Annotated in this window: 11 protein-coding genes; 2 read left to right on the top strand and 9 right to left on the bottom strand. The window is 72.6% G+C overall.

The window, feature by feature from the left end; genetic code table 11:
• The 9 genes from mtnC to ON30_RS20810 form a co-directional block, all read right to left on the bottom strand.
• Entirely contained in the window at positions 1 to 681 is a 681-nt protein-coding gene (gene mtnC / locus ON30_RS20845; RefSeq protein ID WP_040709382.1) for an acireductone synthase, read from the bottom strand.
• The gene (locus ON30_RS20840) at positions 678 to 1,253 is read right to left on the bottom strand and encodes a 1,2-dihydroxy-3-keto-5-methylthiopentene dioxygenase (protein ID WP_040709381.1); all 576 of its coding nucleotides are present in this window, start codon (positions 1,251 to 1,253) and stop codon (positions 678 to 680) included. The genes mtnC and ON30_RS20840 overlap by 4 nt, the downstream gene beginning before the upstream one ends.
• A complete protein-coding gene (locus ON30_RS20835) occupies positions 1,250 to 2,893 on the bottom strand; it encodes a bifunctional S-methyl-5-thioribose-1-phosphate isomerase/methylthioribulose 1-phosphate dehydratase (protein ID WP_051029687.1) in 1,644 nt (547 codons plus the stop codon). The genes ON30_RS20840 and ON30_RS20835 overlap by 4 nt, the downstream gene beginning before the upstream one ends.
• 96 nt (positions 2,894 to 2,989) lie before the next feature.
• A complete protein-coding gene (locus tag ON30_RS20830; RefSeq protein WP_040709378.1) occupies positions 2,990 to 3,355 on the bottom strand; it encodes a DUF1330 domain-containing protein in 366 nt (121 codons plus the stop codon).
• 312 nt (positions 3,356 to 3,667) lie between these two features.
• Positions 3,668 to 3,838, bottom strand: coding sequence for a hypothetical protein (locus tag ON30_RS39305; RefSeq protein WP_157183795.1), 171 nt, complete (start codon positions 3,836 to 3,838; stop codon positions 3,668 to 3,670).
• Between the two features lie 85 nt (positions 3,839 to 3,923).
• On the bottom strand, positions 3,924 to 5,699 hold the full coding sequence (locus ON30_RS20825) for an NTP transferase domain-containing protein (protein ID WP_040709376.1): 1,776 nt from the start codon (positions 5,697 to 5,699) through the stop codon (positions 3,924 to 3,926).
• Positions 5,700 to 5,772: 73 nt separating this feature from the next.
• Complete coding sequence (locus ON30_RS20820) at positions 5,773 to 6,522, bottom strand: VOC family protein (protein ID WP_040709375.1); 750 nt, start codon at positions 6,520 to 6,522, stop codon at positions 5,773 to 5,775.
• Positions 6,523 to 6,552: 30 nt separating this feature from the next.
• A complete protein-coding gene (locus tag ON30_RS20815; protein ID WP_040709373.1) occupies positions 6,553 to 6,858 on the bottom strand; it encodes an MGMT family protein in 306 nt (101 codons plus the stop codon).
• Positions 6,855 to 7,643 (bottom strand): alpha/beta fold hydrolase, encoded by a 789-nt coding sequence (locus tag ON30_RS20810; protein WP_040709371.1) that lies wholly within the window; start codon positions 7,641 to 7,643, stop codon positions 6,855 to 6,857. The genes ON30_RS20815 and ON30_RS20810 overlap by 4 nt, the downstream gene beginning before the upstream one ends.
• Positions 7,644 to 7,866: 223 nt before the next feature.
• Between ON30_RS20810 and ON30_RS20805 the strand changes: the two genes are divergently transcribed.
• Positions 7,867 to 11,544, top strand: coding sequence for an ATP-dependent helicase (locus tag ON30_RS20805; protein ID WP_040709427.1), 3,678 nt, complete (start codon positions 7,867 to 7,869; stop codon positions 11,542 to 11,544).
• Between the two features lie 162 nt (positions 11,545 to 11,706).
• A partial coding sequence (locus ON30_RS20800; protein WP_051029682.1) for a UvrD-helicase domain-containing protein occupies positions 11,707 to 14,811 on the top strand: 3,105 nt, incomplete at its 3' end.

The following is a 14,811-nucleotide window of genomic DNA, read 5'->3' as shown; positions in this document are numbered from 1 at the left end:
CTAACGCGGCGCGACCGCCGCGAACGACTCCACCCACCGGTGCGGCGGCCGCGCCGGATTCGGCTCGCCTTCGCGCCGCACACCCACCGCCGACCAGCCCGCCGCCACCGCCGCGTCGAGTTCGTCGGCGTGGTCGGACAGGAACAGGATCTGCGGGCCGGGCACGTCGATCGCCTTCGCGATCACCTCGTAGGAGCCGCGCTCGCGCTTCGGACCCGCCGACGCGAGATCGAAATAGCCGCGGATCAGCGACCCCAACTCGCCGCCGCGCGCGAACTCGAACCAATCCCGCTGATTGCGTTCGGACCCCGACGAGTACACGTAGAGTCGCAGCCCCGCCGCGTGCCACGCCCGCAGCGCGGGTTCGACATCCGGGAAGAACTCGCCGTGCAACGCGCCGCTGCGGAACCCCTGCGCGCAGATGACGCCCTGGGCCGCCTTCAACGGCGCGGCCTTGACGTCCGAACCCAGCCACCCGCGCAGGATCTCGGCCACCTCGGCGGGATCGGCGTCGGGACGACCGGCCAACCGCCGGGTGTCGGCCAGCACCTCATCCGCCGCATCGCCCCCCTCGGCCAACCACCGCGGCAGTCGTTCGCGCGTGTAGCCGTACAGGTCCTCGCGTACGGCGCTGGTCGGACTCGTGGTGCCCTCGATGTCGAGGACGACGGCGGTGATCACGAGGCGGTCAGCAACTCGTCCAGCGAGGGGAAGCCGCGGCTGATGGTGTCGCCGGTGAAATCGCCGACCCAGCCGTCGGCCTCCTCGAAGAAGCGGATCGCGATGAAGTCCGGGCGCTCGCCCATGTCGAACCAGTGCAGCGTGCCCGCGGGCACCGACAGCAGATCGCCGCCCTCGCACACCACGGCCAACACCTCGGTGCCCAGGTGCAGGTAGAAGCAGCCGCGACCGGCCGCGAAGTAGCGCACCTCGTCCTCGGCGTGGCGGTGCTCGTCGAGGAACTTCTCCCGCGCGCCCTTCGCCGTCTCGGGCCAGTTCGGATCGGCGTCGTCGGGATGGATGCGCGCGATGTCGATGTGCCGGTAGCGGCCCGACTCGTTGAGCGCGGCCACCTGCTCGGTGTAGCGCGCGAGCAGGTCCGCCGAATCGACGGCCGCGGCGTTGTCCACCACCGGCCACCGGTCGAAAACGATGTCGTAGCGGGCCAACTCCGCGGTGATCACCGCGTCGTCGGTGGTGCGCACCCGGACCTGACTCGCGTCGTCGGCGGCCATCACTTGCAGCAGTGTCATCGCTGTCCTCCCTGGATCGGATCGGGTTCGTGGGCCCGCGCGCTGCCGGTGCGCAGCACCAGTTCGCACAGCGCCTCGAGGCATTCGGCGCGGTCGCGCGCTTGGGAAACAGTGTCGCCCCAGGTGGTGATCCCGTGCCCGACGATACCGAAAACCGGTGGCGCGTCCGGATTCTCGCGCAGGTATCGGTCGACGTCGTCGCCGATGCGCGCGACCTCGCGCCAGTTCGGGAACAGCGGCAGGTCCAGCGCGCTCGGATCGGCCAGGCCGAACCCCTTGAGCAACTCGAAATCGGTGATCCGGACGGTGGTGATCCGTTCGGGGTCGCCCGCGCGGGTGGACAGCGTGGTCGCGAACGGCGGATGGACGTGCACGACCGCCGCCGCGTCGGTGCGCCGGTACACGGCGGTGTGAATGGTGGTCTCCGCCGAGGGTTTCCGCCGCCACCCGCCCACCGGGGTCGAATCCTCGACCCGCACCGTCACCATGTCGGCGGCGGTGAGTTCGCCCTTGGACAGGCCGCTTCCGGTGATCACCGCCGAATCCCGCACGCGCACCGAGATGTTCCCGGCCGTGCCCGGCATCCACCCGCGCCCGTACAGTTCCCGTGCGATCCGCGCGATCGGCTCGCCCGGCGCGTCGCTCCCCTCGCGGTACACCGCGCCCGATTCGGTGACCACCGCCGTCACCAGCGCCGCGGGCGTGACATCGAAGGCCGGGTTGAACACCTCGGTCCCTTCGGGGGCCGTCGCGACGCCGCCGAACCCGGTGACCTCCTCGGCGCGACGCTGCTCGACCACGATCTCCCCGCCGGTGGCCATCGCCGGATCGCGCGAGGACTCCGGGGCCACCACGATGAACGGGATGCCGTGGTGCCGCGCCGCCAACGCCAGCATGTAGGTGCCGATCTTGTTGGCGACGTCGCCGTTGGCGGTGACGCGGTCCGCGCCGACCAGCACGCAGTCGACCTGTCCGCACGCCATGGCCCAGGCCGCGGCGGAATCGACGGTCAGCCGGTGCGGGATGCCCGCCTCGGCCAACTCCCAGGTGGTCAGGCGCGCGCCCTGCAACAGCGGGCGGGTCTCGTCGACGAGCACTTCCTCGATCGCCCCGCGGTCGGCCAGCACCCGCAGTGTGCCGATGGCCGTGCCGAACGCGCTGGTCGCGAGCCTGCCGGTATTGCAGTGCGTCAGCACCCGCAGGCGACGTTCGCCGAGCAGTTCCTGCACCAGATCGGCGGCGTTGGTGGCGGCGGCCCGGTTGACCCGGCCGTCCTCGGCGAGCATGTCGAGGGTTTCGGCCAGCACCGCCGCGGCGCCACGTGACGCGACGGCGGTCACCCTGCGCACCGCCCACGCCAGGTTGACGGCGGTGGGACGCGCGGCGACGATCCGGTCGGCCTCGGCCTCGACGGCCGCGAGATCGAGCACCCCGTCGACGGTGTGCCGGTTGGCGGCGATCACCACGCCGAAAGCGCCCGCGATCCCGATGGCGGGCGCGCCGCGGATGGCCAGCGTGGTGATCGCGTCGATGATCTGCTCGACCGTGCTCAGGCGCAGTTCCCGCACCTCGTGGGGCAGTCCGCGCTGGTCGATGGTGAGCAGCGCACCGTCGTCCCAGATCAGGGAACTGTCGTCCATCAGGTGCATCCTTACCGCGGTTCGAGGGCGTTGTGCCTGGTGAACGGTATCCGACCGGGCGTATTGCCCGAAAGTCGGCGGACAACGCCCGCGCGGTCAGTGCGTCGGTTCGCCCGCGGCGCGCAGCGCGTCCGCGATCAGGGCCTGCGCCCGCTGCAGCGGGTCGTAGTCCGGCCCCACCCCGTCGGCCAGGACGACGTCACCGTCGATGTGGTCGGTGCGCAGCGGCAGGATCTCCTGGTAGGCGGGGCTGCGGTACCAGGCGCGCGCCCGGTCGAGGTCGGGGAACTCGATCAGCACCATGCTGCCGGGCCACCGGCCTTCCATCACCTCCGTCGGCTGTCCGTGGACGAGGAATCGGCCGTCGAAGGGGGTCAGGGTGTCCTGGATGCGCGCGAGGTAGTCGAGCACGTCCTGGTGGTGGCGGCGGGTGTGCAGATGGGCGAAGCCGTAGGCGGGCATGGGATCTCCTCCGGTGCTGGTCCGCCGCGATGGCGGTCACCCGACCGTAGGCGCGCCCGTGCGGCGCGTCGATTACCTCGCGGGTAATGCCCGCTGTGCGAAACCGCCGTGCCCGCATGGTCGTATCCGGTCCCGAATCATGTCGTTCCCAGTGCGGCGCGTGAATTCGAGAACAGGCATACGGAATTACGCCGCAGCGAGACCGAATTGCGACGTCGCGAGTATTCGGAATTCGTGGAAGAGTTCGAAAAGAATGGCGAGACATACCGCGACCGCCGGCACCGAAACCGGCGGTCGCGATATATCGCTCACTCAGTTGTGGCCGCGGCGCTCCGCATCGCGCTGCATGGACGAACGGCCGTCCATATCCTGGTTCTCGCGCGCGCCCTCGCGGCCCATGCCCTGCTCCTGGCGCTGCTGTTGCTGCTGCCTCGGCATCTGCTTGGGCATTTTCTTAGGCGTTTTCTTCGACTTTTCAGCCATCTCCACTCGGTCCTTTCCGAAGTGATGTGAGTTTTCGCCTAACACCCCATACGATAGCGATCCCGCACGGCGATCGGAAGCAGAATTAGCGATATTCCGCGAGTGTCGTCATCGCGGCCGGTAGGGGCAGGAATTCCACGATCGCGCCGTCGCCCGCGTCGGCCGGAACCAGCACCACGCCGTCGCGATCGACCAATCCGCCCAGGTGAGAGGTGTGAATCCGGGCGTCGGCCACCCAACCGCCCGTCGGGACCGCCCGCGCGGGCGCGATGCGCGGCACCGCCGCCGAGACCTCCGCCGCGTTGTGCAGCGGCCCGGTCAGGGGGCGCGCGAGCACACCGTCGGTGCGGCCCGCCACCACCGAGTCGGCCAGCACCGCGAGCGTCGCCAAGGCCGCGAACGGGTTCCCGGGCAACCCCAGAAGGGTTGTTCCGGAGGACAGTTCGGCGATCAGTGTGGAGCCGCCCGGCCGCATGCGCAATCGGTGCACCAGTACGCCCGCGCCCGCCCGCGCCACCGCGCCGCGCAACTGATCGGCCGCGCCGCCGCCCGTCGCGCCGACCACCACCAGCAGATCCACATCCGCCGCGGCGGAGAGGATCTCGTCGAACCCGCTCGCGGTGTCGCGCAGATGCACCCGGTCGACGGTGTGAATGCGGTGGTGCGCCAGCACATCCGGCAGGATCGGCCCGATCGAGTCGCGGGTCTGACCGCTGAGCAGCGGTCCCTCGGCGCGGATCTCGTCGCCGGTCATCACGATTCGCGCCCGGACAGGCCCGCGCACCAATGCCTCGGTGACCTCCACGCTGGCCGCCGCCGAGATCAGCACCGGCGTCACCGGACGGCCCGCCGCCGCAACCTCCTCACCGCGCTCGCGTTCCTCGCCACGCTCGCGGATGTCGACGCGATCCGGGGTGTCGGGCCTGCGGGACAGCGTGCCGGCCGGCTCGAGGATCACGAACTCGTCGCGCAGCACGCCGCTCGCCCCGTCGGGTACGTGCGCGCCGGTCGCGATCCGCACCGCCTCGCCCGGCAGCAGCCCCGCCGGTCGCGAACCGCCCGCGAAACCGATATCGGCGCGCACCTGCCACGGCCCCGGACCCGCGACCGCGTACCCGTCCATCGCGGACACGTCGAAGCGCGGCAGCGGTTCCGCCGCGACCACCGTCTCGGCCAGCGTCGCCCCCCGCGCCCGGCGCAACTCCGCGCGACGCGGGACCAAGCGCGCCAGACGGGCGCGCAGGACCCGCCGCGCCTGCTCCGGGTCCAGCGGTTGCGCCGCGATCGACTCACCCGCCGCCGCCCTGGCCCCGCGCACCTGCTCGTCGGTGTCCACATCGGCCACGCCCGCGATCTCCACGATCACCGTGTCGGCGGGTACCAGGGCCTTCATCGGCTGGTTGACCACCGTGTCCAGTTCGGTCAGCGCGGCCGTCAGCGCCGCGCGTCGCCATAGACCCACCAGATACTGCGGACGGCCCACGTCGTCGGCGGCGAAGACCGCGTCGGCCCCCGACTCGGCCTGCACCCGCAGCAGTTCGTCGACCGCCGCCCCCGTCAGGAACGGCATGTCGGCGGCCAGCACCACCACCAGCGGCGCGGGGTCGTCGGCCAGACCGCGCAGACCCGCCTCGATCGCCGCGACCGGACCCGACCCCGCCGGCTCCTCCCGAACCTGCCGCACCGCGACGTCCACTTCGGGACGGTGCGGACCGACGACCACCGTGCGCGCGCAGACCGTGACCGCCTCGAGCGCCGTCGCGAGCAGTGACCGACCCCCGATGACCAGCCCCGGCTTGTCGATCCCGCCCATCCGGCTGGCCCGGCCACCCGCCAACACGATGGCGTCGGCGCGCGTCACGACGGTAGTCCGTGCGGTAGGTGCGGCATGGGCCACATGCTAATTCGTCGGTTCCGAGCCGCGGAACACCGTCTCAGACCGTCGACAGGTCCGTGGCCGGACGCAGCAGGCAGAACTCGTTGGTCTCGGGGTCGGCCAGCGGCAGACCGGGCGCGGGCCCCAGACTGCCCTCGGCCAGCGGCGTCGCCCCGGCGGCCCGCAACCGGGCCACCTCGCGCACCTGATCGTCGGCCGGGAAGGAGGTCAGATCCAGGTGCAGGCGATTGCGCCCGGACTTCGCCTCGGCGGTGCGCACGAATTCCAGCCAGCACCCCAGCCCGGTGGCCGAGCGCAGACCCGTCACATCGGCGGCGTCGTAGCCCACCGGCCAGCCCGAGGCGGCCGACCAGAACGCCGCCAGGCGCATCGGATCGTGGGTGTCGATCACGATCGCCGCGATCGCCCCCGTGTCCACGTACTGCTCACGCGGCTCCAGCACGCAGAACTCGTTGCCCTCCGGATCGGCCAGCACCACCCACGGCACCGCGCCCTGCCCGATGTCGACCGGCCGCGCGCCCAACGCCATCGCGCGATCGACCTGCACCCGTTGATGATCCAGCGAACGACTGGCCAGATCCAGATGGATGCGATTCTTGCCGCGCTTGCCGTCGTCGGAGGGCAGGAACATCAGCGCGATCTCCAGGCCGTCGGGGTCGTGGGCGGCCACGTCGACCTCGTCGGGTCGATCCAAGGTCACCGTCCAGCCGAGCAGTTCGGCCCAGAATCCCGCCACCGACCGCGGCCGGTCCGCGTCGAAAACGACACACGCCAAGCGGGTGGACATACCTAACGGTAACCCGCCTCCGGGGCGCGGCTACGGAAGTTCGGGAAACCGGAAACGCGCCGCGCGCAGATCCACCCGTCCGTCGCGGATCGGCACACCCTCCTCGGCCAGCAGACGCAGTTGGCGCTGCGCCAGATGCGCCGCGGGTCTGCCCGCCGCGCCGATCACCCGGTGCCAGGGCAGGTCGGCGGAATCGGTGCGCATGATCCAACCCACCGTGCGCGGGGTGGACAGCCCGGCCGCCGCGGCGATGTCGCCGTAGGTGACCACCGCGCCCGCCGGAATGCGCGCGACCAAGTCCCGGACGTGTTCGATCTGCTCCTCGGAGGTCGTCACCGTGACGCGGCCCGGATCAGCTCGGCCACCTCCGCGGGCCGGGCCTGGGCGACCATGTGGTCGCAGTCGAAGACGCGCGAGTCCAGGTTCGAACCCAGTCGTCGCGCCAACTCCGCGCGGAACTCGTCGGTGGTGAACGGCGGTCGCACCTTCTCCGCGCGCACCAGCACCGTCGGCAGGTCGGCGGGCGGGAACACCGCGTCGCGGGCCAGCTGACCCCAGTAGGAGGTGATCGCGGGCAGGCTCATCCGCCACCCGACCCTGCCGTTCGCGGTGGGCACCAGATGTTCGGCCAGTTCGGCCTCCAGCACCGCCGGGTCGACCTCGTCCCAGGAACTGGCGAGCTTGTCGGAGCGCGCGTGCTCGACATCGGCGTAATCGGGGTTCGCGAGGGTCTGCGCGGCGATCTCGGCCAGACGGGCCGGATCGATGCCGATCGCCGGGTCGAGCAGGATCAGCGAGGAGACCAGTTCCGGGTGCGTCGCCGCCAGATGCAGCGCCGCCGCGCCGCCGAAGGAATGCCCCACCACCGGCACCGGCCCGTCGGTCTCCTCGGCCAGCAGCTCCACCAGATCGGCCACCACCCGCTCGAAATCCCACGGCGGCAGCCCGGTGGAGCGCCCGTGACCGCGCAGATCCGGCGCGACGATCCGCATCTGCGGCAGGTGGTCGCGAGACAGGGCCGCCCACCGGCCGCCGTGACCGGTCAGACCGTGCAGGGCGAGCAGGAGCGGGCCGTCGGCGGGACCGAAACGATGCACATGAAGCGGCGACACGGTGGACATTGTGCCGCAGCGCCCGAATACGAGCATCGCGTCGATCCGGCCGACGGGTGGCGCTGTGTCCGCGGCTGTCGGGGGTGGTGCTGTGTCGGTGGGCGGCGGGGGCGATGCCGCGAATGTGCTCGCCGTCACCGGGTGCGCCTCTGCAGCGCCGCACCGATGTGCGTCACTCCGGCCGGGGGAGGACCTGATCTTGTCGGGGGTGTCTGCTGGAATAGCGCGCGTGGTGCGATCGGATGGGGCGGTGCGACTTGTTCGCAGGCACGCGCGGACGCCCGGAGCGCGGCTCTGGGGCGCCGAGGTGCGCGCGCTGTTCGAGGCCCATCGGCAGATGGGGCCGGTGCGCCCCGGGTTCCGCCCCTGGCAGGTGCTCGGCGGGCCGGGCACGGGGAAGACGGCGCTGCTCGTCGACGTGGCCGCCGCCCGGATCGCCGAGGGAGCCGACCCGGAATCGGTGCTGGTCCTGACCCATTCGAAACAGGCGGCGGCAGCCGTGCGCGACGCGATCACCGTACGTCTGGCGGGGATCGACGGGGCCGAAGGCGGCGTACCGGGCGCCACCACCGAACCGCTGGTGCGCACCGTGCACTCCTACGCCTTCGCGGTCCTGCGCCGCCACGCCACGGCCCACGGCAACCCGCCGCCGCGACTGCTGACCGGCGCGGAACAGGACGCGGTGCTGCGCGAGATGCTGCGCGGCGACCTGCTCGACATCGCCGCGGGCGGCGAATACCTCTGGCCGCAACGGCTGCAACCCGCCCTCACCCTGGCCGGATTCGCCGAGCAGTTGCGCGATCTCATGCTGCGCGCCACCGAACGCGGCCTCGGCCCCGAGGACCTGATGCGCTGGGGTCGCGCCCACGACCGCGAGGAATGGGTGGCCGCGGGCCGCTTCGCCATGCGCTACGAACAGGCCATGCTGCTGCGCTGGTCGGTCGGCGTGGAAGCGCCCGAGGCCAGCGCGCCCGCGCTCGACGCCGCCGAACTGGTCGGCGCGGCCCTGGACGCGCTCGCGAGCGACGCCGACCTGCTCGCCGCCGAACGCGCCCGCATCCGCTATCTGCTGGTGGACGACGCGCAGCACCTCGACCCCCAGGCGGCGTTGCTGGTGCGGGTCATCGGCGCCGCCTCGCACGTCACGGTCGTCGCGGGCGATCCCGATCAGGCCGTGTTCACCTTCCGCGGCGCGGATTCGCGCTTCCTGACCGACCTCGAGGTCCCCGACGGGCAGCGCATCGTGCTGCGCGAGAGTCATCGCGCGAGTCCGCCGATCCACGCCACGCTGGCCCGCATCGCCGCCCGTCTCCCCGGCAGCGCGCCGCACCGTTTCACTCCGCCCGACCGCGAAGCCGAGCCCACCGACCATCGCGCCGCCGTGCGGGTGCGCGTCCTGGCCACGCCCGCCAAGGAAGCCGCCCTCATCGCCGACCACCTGCGTCGCGCCCATCTCACCGCGGGCGTCCCGTGGTCGGAGATGGCGGTCGTCGTCCGCTCGGTCCCGCTCTCGCTCGCCCCCCTGCGCCGCGCCCTGCTCGCGGCGGGCGTCCCCGTCCAGCAACCGGCCCTCGACGTCCCGTTGGCCCGCCGCCGCGGCGCGTCCTGGATGCTCTCGGCCCTGCGCGCCCTGCTCGCCGGCGAACGCGCCCCCGACGAGGACCTCTTCTCGGCCGAGGACGCCCTCGACCTGCTCGGCGGCCCACTCGGCGGCGCGGATCAGATCACCCTGCGCCGCCTGCGTCGCGGAATCCGCCGCAGCGTGGTCGAACTGGCCCGCGCACAAGGGAAGAACGTTCGAGGACAAGGCGATTACGACGAGTGGGGTGCGTCGAAGGAAATCGGAACCGCCGATCCGGATACCGCCGAAGCCGACGCAAGCGCGCCCCCGCCGCCACCCGTCGATACGGAGCCCGGTCCGGAGGAGCCCTGGGATATCGATCCGGAGGACCTGCCCGCGCCGGAGGAATGGTCGGCCTTCGAGCCGACCGAGGCGCAGTGGCACGACGACGAGGCGGACTGGGGCCTGGAGGTCGTGAACCCCGCCGATACCGAAACCACGCGTGCCCGAACCGAAGCCGACCGCCCGGCGACGCCGACCCCGCCGGACGACGCGGCGCCGGACCTGATCGATCAGCCGTCCGCGCGCATCCTGCGCGACCTGCTGGTCGGCACGGGGGAGCGCACCTTGCTCGACGGGCTGACCGAGGTGGAGGCGGCCCCGTTGCGCCGCGTCCTGACCGCGCTCGAGCGCGCCCGCAAGGCCAGGCGGTCCGGGGCGGGGCTCGAGGACGTGCTGTGGGCGCTGTGGACGGCGTCGCGGTTGGAGCGCCGCTGGGTCGCGCAGTCCGAACGCGGCGGCGCGGTGGGGATGCAGGCCGATCGCGATCTCGACGCCGCCGTCGGGTTGTTCGACGCCGCGGCGGCCTATGTCGACCGGCTTCCGCGCGCGAGTGTCGAGGGGTTCGTGGAATACCTGGTCCAGCAGGAGATTCCGCAGGACACCGCGCCGCTGACCGCGCCCGGCGAGGCGGTGGCCCTGCTCAGCGCGCACGCCGCCGCGGGCCGGGAGTGGGAGGTGGTGGCGGTGGCGGCGGTCCAGGAGGGCATCTGGCCGAATCCGCGCCCGCGCGGCACCCTGCTGCACACCGAGGACCTGGTCGACCTCACCGCCGGTATCGACCTCGTGGACGAGCAGGTCGGCCGGGCCGCGCCGATCCTGGCCGAGGAGCGCAGGCTGCTGCTGGTCGCGTGCGGTCGGGCGCGGCGCTCGCTGCTGGTCACCGCCGTCGAATCGGTCACGGGTGACCGCGATCTGGTCCCGTCGCGCTTCCTCGGCGAACTGCTCGGCCACGACGACGAGCGGGAACCGGGCGCGCTGCCCGTGGTCGATCCGGGCCGGGCCTTGGTGATGCACGCCCTGGTGGCGGAGTTGCGCGGGGTGGTGTGCGACAGCGCGGCCGATCCCGACCGCCGTCGGCGCGCCGCCCACCAACTCGCCCGGCTCGCCGACGCGGGCGTTCCCGGCACCCATCCCGAGGACTGGTACGGCACCGGGGAGCTCAGTTCGGAGCGTCCGCTGTGGGAGGACGACGGCGCGCCGGTCTCGCTGTCGCCCTCGACGGTCGAGCAGTTGCGCACCTGTCCGTTGCGCTGGGCGCTGGAACGCAACGGCGGCTCCGACGGCGACAACCCGCACGCGGTCAAGGGCAATCTCGTGCACACGCTCGTGCAGGCCCTGGCGGGCCGGGTGCCGGAGTCGGAGGTGCGTGCCGCGCTGGACCGGGCGTGGCGGGCGGTCGACCCGGGCACCGGGTGGCATTCGCGGCAGGAACTGCGCCGCACCGAGGCGATGTTGGAGACCTTCCTCGCCTGGGTCCGCAACACCAGGGGTGAATTGACGCAGGCGGGGGTGGAGGTGCCGGTCGACTGCGAACTGCCCGCCCGCGGCGAAGGCGAACCGCCCGTGCGGATCAAGGGCCGCGTCGACCGCCTCGAACGCGATGCCGAGGGGCGTTTCGTCATCGTGGACGTCAAGACCGGCAAGACCCCGGTCACCAAACAGGCCGCCGCCGAACACGCCCAGCTCGCCACCTATCAGGTCGCGGCGGCGTTCGGCGCGCTCGACGAACCCGGCGAGGAGACCCCCGACACCGCGCCCACCCCGGGCGAACCGGGTGGCGCGCGCCTGGTCTATGTCGCCAAGCCCAGCCGTGACGGCGCGACGGAGCGCACCCAGGACCCGCTCGACGCCGAAGCGCTCGACGCTTGGCGCGACACCATCCACGACGCGGCCGCCTCGACCCGCGGTCCCAGCTATCTGGCCATGCGCAACGACGGCTGCCGCCATTGCCCCGTCTCGGGCAGTTGCCCCGTCCAGGACACCGGACGACAAGTCACCGACGAATGACCGCCGCCACTCGACCCCAGGTCACGGTCACCGCCGACCGGACATCTGGGAGAGTGTGGTGATGAATCGAGCGCTGCCGGCCCCGGCTACCCCCGCGTGGCGCTCGCTTCGCTGGTCTGCCGCGCGCGGCGCATCGGGGGTGGGGCGGTTCCGGGAGCGGCGATGGCGCGCGTGACGCCGCACCGGTTGGCGGAGGCGCTCGGGTTGCCGCCGCCGACCGAGGAACAGGCCGCGGTGATCGCGGCGCCGTCGGAGCCGACGCTGGTGGTCGCGGGTGCGGGCGCGGGCAAGACCGAGACGATGGCCGCCCGCGTGGTGTGGATGGTCGCCAATCGGTTGGTCGCGCCGGATCAGGTGCTCGGGCTGACCTTCACCCGCAAGGCCGCCCAGCAGTTGACTTCCCGGATCCGCACGCGACTGGCGCGGTTGGCCGGTGCGCCGCTGCTGCGCAGACTCGACCCGACGGGGGAGTTGCGCACGCGATTGGCCGGGGCCGAACCGGAGATCAGCACCTATCACTCCTACGCGGGCAGGCTGCTGACCCAGCACGGGTTGCTGCTGCCGGTGGAGCCGTCGTCGGTGCTGCTCACCCAGACCCAGCTGTGGCAGTTGGCCCACCAGGTCGTGCGGAACTGGGACGGCGACCTCGAGACCGATCGCACGCCGGTCTCGGTGACCGAGGCGGTGCTGGCGCTGTCGGGGCAGCTCGCCGAACATCTGGTGGAGCCGGAACAGTTGGCCGAGGCGCACACCGAACTGGAGAAGCTGGTCCACACCCTGCCGCCGGGGCCGCGGCAGCGCGGCGGCCCCAGTCGGACGCTGCTCGCCCCGGTGCAGGTCCAGCGGGAGCGGGTCGCGTTGCTGCCGCTGGTCCGGGAACTGCACGCGGCGTTGCGTCGACGCGGCGCGTTGGATTTCGGCGCGCAGATGTCGTTGGCCGCGCGGTTGGCCGCCGAACATCCCGAGGTCGGCCTCGCCGAACGCGACCGTTTCCGTCTGGTCCTGCTCGACGAGTACCAGGACACCGGTCACGCCCAGCGCATCCTGCTGGCCGCCCTGTTCGGCGGCGACGCGACCGCGCGCGAGGAAGGTCTGGCGGTGACGGCGGTGGGCGATCCGATGCAGTCCATCTACGGTTGGCGTGGCGCGTCGGCCGCCAACCTGCCGCGTTTCGCCGCCGACTTCCCCTGTGCCCCGGGGGTTCCCGCGCCGACGCTGCCGCTGTTGACCAGTTGGCGCAACCCGCCCGAAGCGCTCGCGTTGGCGAATCTGGTCGCCGATCCGCTGCGCCGCCAGGCCGCCGACCGCGGCGGCGTCACCGTGGACGCCCTGCGCGCCGCGCCGCACGCCGAATCCGGTCCGGTCACCTTCGCGCTGCTCGAGACCGTCGCCCAGGAACGCGACTGGGTCGCCGAGCGGATCGCCGCGCACTGGGCCGAGCATCGCGCCGAAGGGAAGCCGCCGCCGACCTCCGCGGTGCTGGTGCGCCGCAACGCCGACGCCGCGCCGTTGGCCGAAGCGCTGCGCGACCGGGGACTGCCGGTCGAGATCGTCGGTCTCGGGGGTCTGCTGGCGACACCCGAGGTCGCGGACATCGTCGCCACCCTGCGCTTGATCGCCGAACCCGCGGCGGGCAGCGCGGCCATGCGCATCCTGACGGGAGCGCGCTGGCGCATCGGGCTGACCGATATCGCGGCGCTGGCCGACCGGGCCAGGGAACTGTCCATCAGCCGCCTCGCGCGGGAGGGGACCGCCGAGATCACCGACCCCGCCGCCCTCGCCGCCGCCCTGCGCGAGGTGGCTCCCGAACCCGCCGAGCAGGCCGGCCTCGCCGACGCCATCGCCGATCCCGGGCCGTCGCAGCGCTATTCGGAGTCGGGCTACGAGCGCATCGAGAACCTCGCGGCCGAACTCGCCGCGCTGCGGGAACGCGGCGGCCAACCGCTGGCCGAACTGGTCGCCGACGTCGAGCGCACCATCGGTGTCGGCGTCGAGACCCAGGCGCGCCGGGCGATGGCGGGGACGGGCGCGGGCCGCGAACACCTCGACGCCTTCGCCGAGGTCGTCGCGGGCTACGCCGCCGACACCGGCGCGTCGCTGAGCGGGCTGCTCGCCTTCCTCGCCGCCGCGGAATCCGTCGAGAACGGATTGGAACCGGGCGAGGTGGAGGTGGCGCGCGACCGCGTCCAGGTGCTCACCGTGCACGCGGCGAAGGGTCTCGAATGGGAAGTGGTCGCGGTCCCGCACGTGGTCGACGGCGTATTCCCTTCCGGCGCCGCCTCGGGCACCTGGCTCGGCGCGCTGGCCGAACTCCCCACCACGCTGCGCGGCGACCGTGTGCGCGCCGACTCCGCCGAAGGCGTCCCCGTCCTGGACCTGAGCGACCTGTCCGACCGCGCCGACCTCGATCGCGCCATCAAAGCCCACAAACAAGCCCTCGAGGACCGCCGCGTCGACGAGGAGCGCCGCCTGTTCTACGTCGCCGTCACCCGCACCGAACACGCCCTGCTGCTCTCGGCGCACCACTGGGCCGAGACCGGCGCGAAACCCAAGGGCCCCTCCGATTTCCTGCTCGACCTGAAAGCTGCCGCCGAATCCACGGACAGTCCTGTCCACGCCGCCGTCGACGTCGTCCGCTGGGACCCCGCCCCCGACCCCGAAGCCGTCAACCCCTTCACCGACAACCCCGCCTCCGCCCCCTGGCCCCGCGACCCCCTCGGCCCCCGCCGCGCCCCCGTCGAGGAGGGGGCCGCCCTGGTCCGCGCCGCCCTCGAAGCCCTCCGCACCCCGTCACCCGTGGACTCCGCGCGGCCGGAGACGGTCGTCCCCCTCCCGGACGTCGAACCGTCCGCCGACGATTCCGCTCCCGGCCTGGTGGCGTTCGCGGAGGAGGACCCGTACCTGCTCGATGACACCCACGCCCCCCTGCCGGAGGATTTCCTCCCGCCCCCGGACGACCACGTCCCCCCGGCGGAGTTCGCGACCGATCCGAACGACCCCGATGGGTGGGCGTCGGATGTGGACGCGCTGCTCGCGGAGTTCGAGGCGGTCCGGGCGGCGGCGCGTGAGGTGGAACTGCCGGGGCGGATTCCGGCGACGGCGCTGGTGGAGATGCGGGCGGACCCGACGAAATTGGCGCGCCGGTTGCGCAGGCCGCTGCCGTTCCCGCCGAATCCGTTGGCGCGGCGCGGCACCGCCTTCCACGCGTGGGTGCAGCGCTGGTTCGCGGGCAGTAGGTTGATCGGGCTGGACGAACTGCCGGGCGCG

It is taken from the genome of Nocardia takedensis NBRC 100417 (assembly GCF_000308695.1).
GTDB lineage: Bacteria > Actinomycetota > Actinomycetes > Mycobacteriales > Mycobacteriaceae > Nocardia > Nocardia takedensis.
This window is presented reverse-complemented; position numbering and strand designations above follow the sequence as displayed.

Bases quoted from the DNA above. Each gene is read 5' to 3' on its own strand.
- ON30_RS20840 (WP_040709381.1), bottom strand. From the start codon at position 1,253: ATGACACTGCTGCAAGTGATGGCCGCCGACGACGCGAGTCAGGTCCGG.
- ON30_RS20835 (WP_051029687.1), bottom strand. From the start codon at position 2,893: ATGGACGACAGTTCCCTGATCTGGGACGACGGTGCGCTGCTCACCATC.
- ON30_RS20830 (WP_040709378.1), bottom strand. From the start codon at position 3,355: ATGCCCGCCTACGGCTTCGCCCATCTGCACACCCGCCGCCACCACCAG.
- ON30_RS39305 (WP_157183795.1), bottom strand. From the start codon at position 3,838: ATGGCTGAAAAGTCGAAGAAAACGCCTAAGAAAATGCCCAAGCAGATG.
- ON30_RS20820 (WP_040709375.1), bottom strand. From the start codon at position 6,522: ATGTCCACCCGCTTGGCGTGTGTCGTTTTCGACGCGGACCGGCCGCGG.
- ON30_RS20810 (WP_040709371.1), bottom strand. From the start codon at position 7,643: ATGTCCACCGTGTCGCCGCTTCATGTGCATCGTTTCGGTCCCGCCGAC.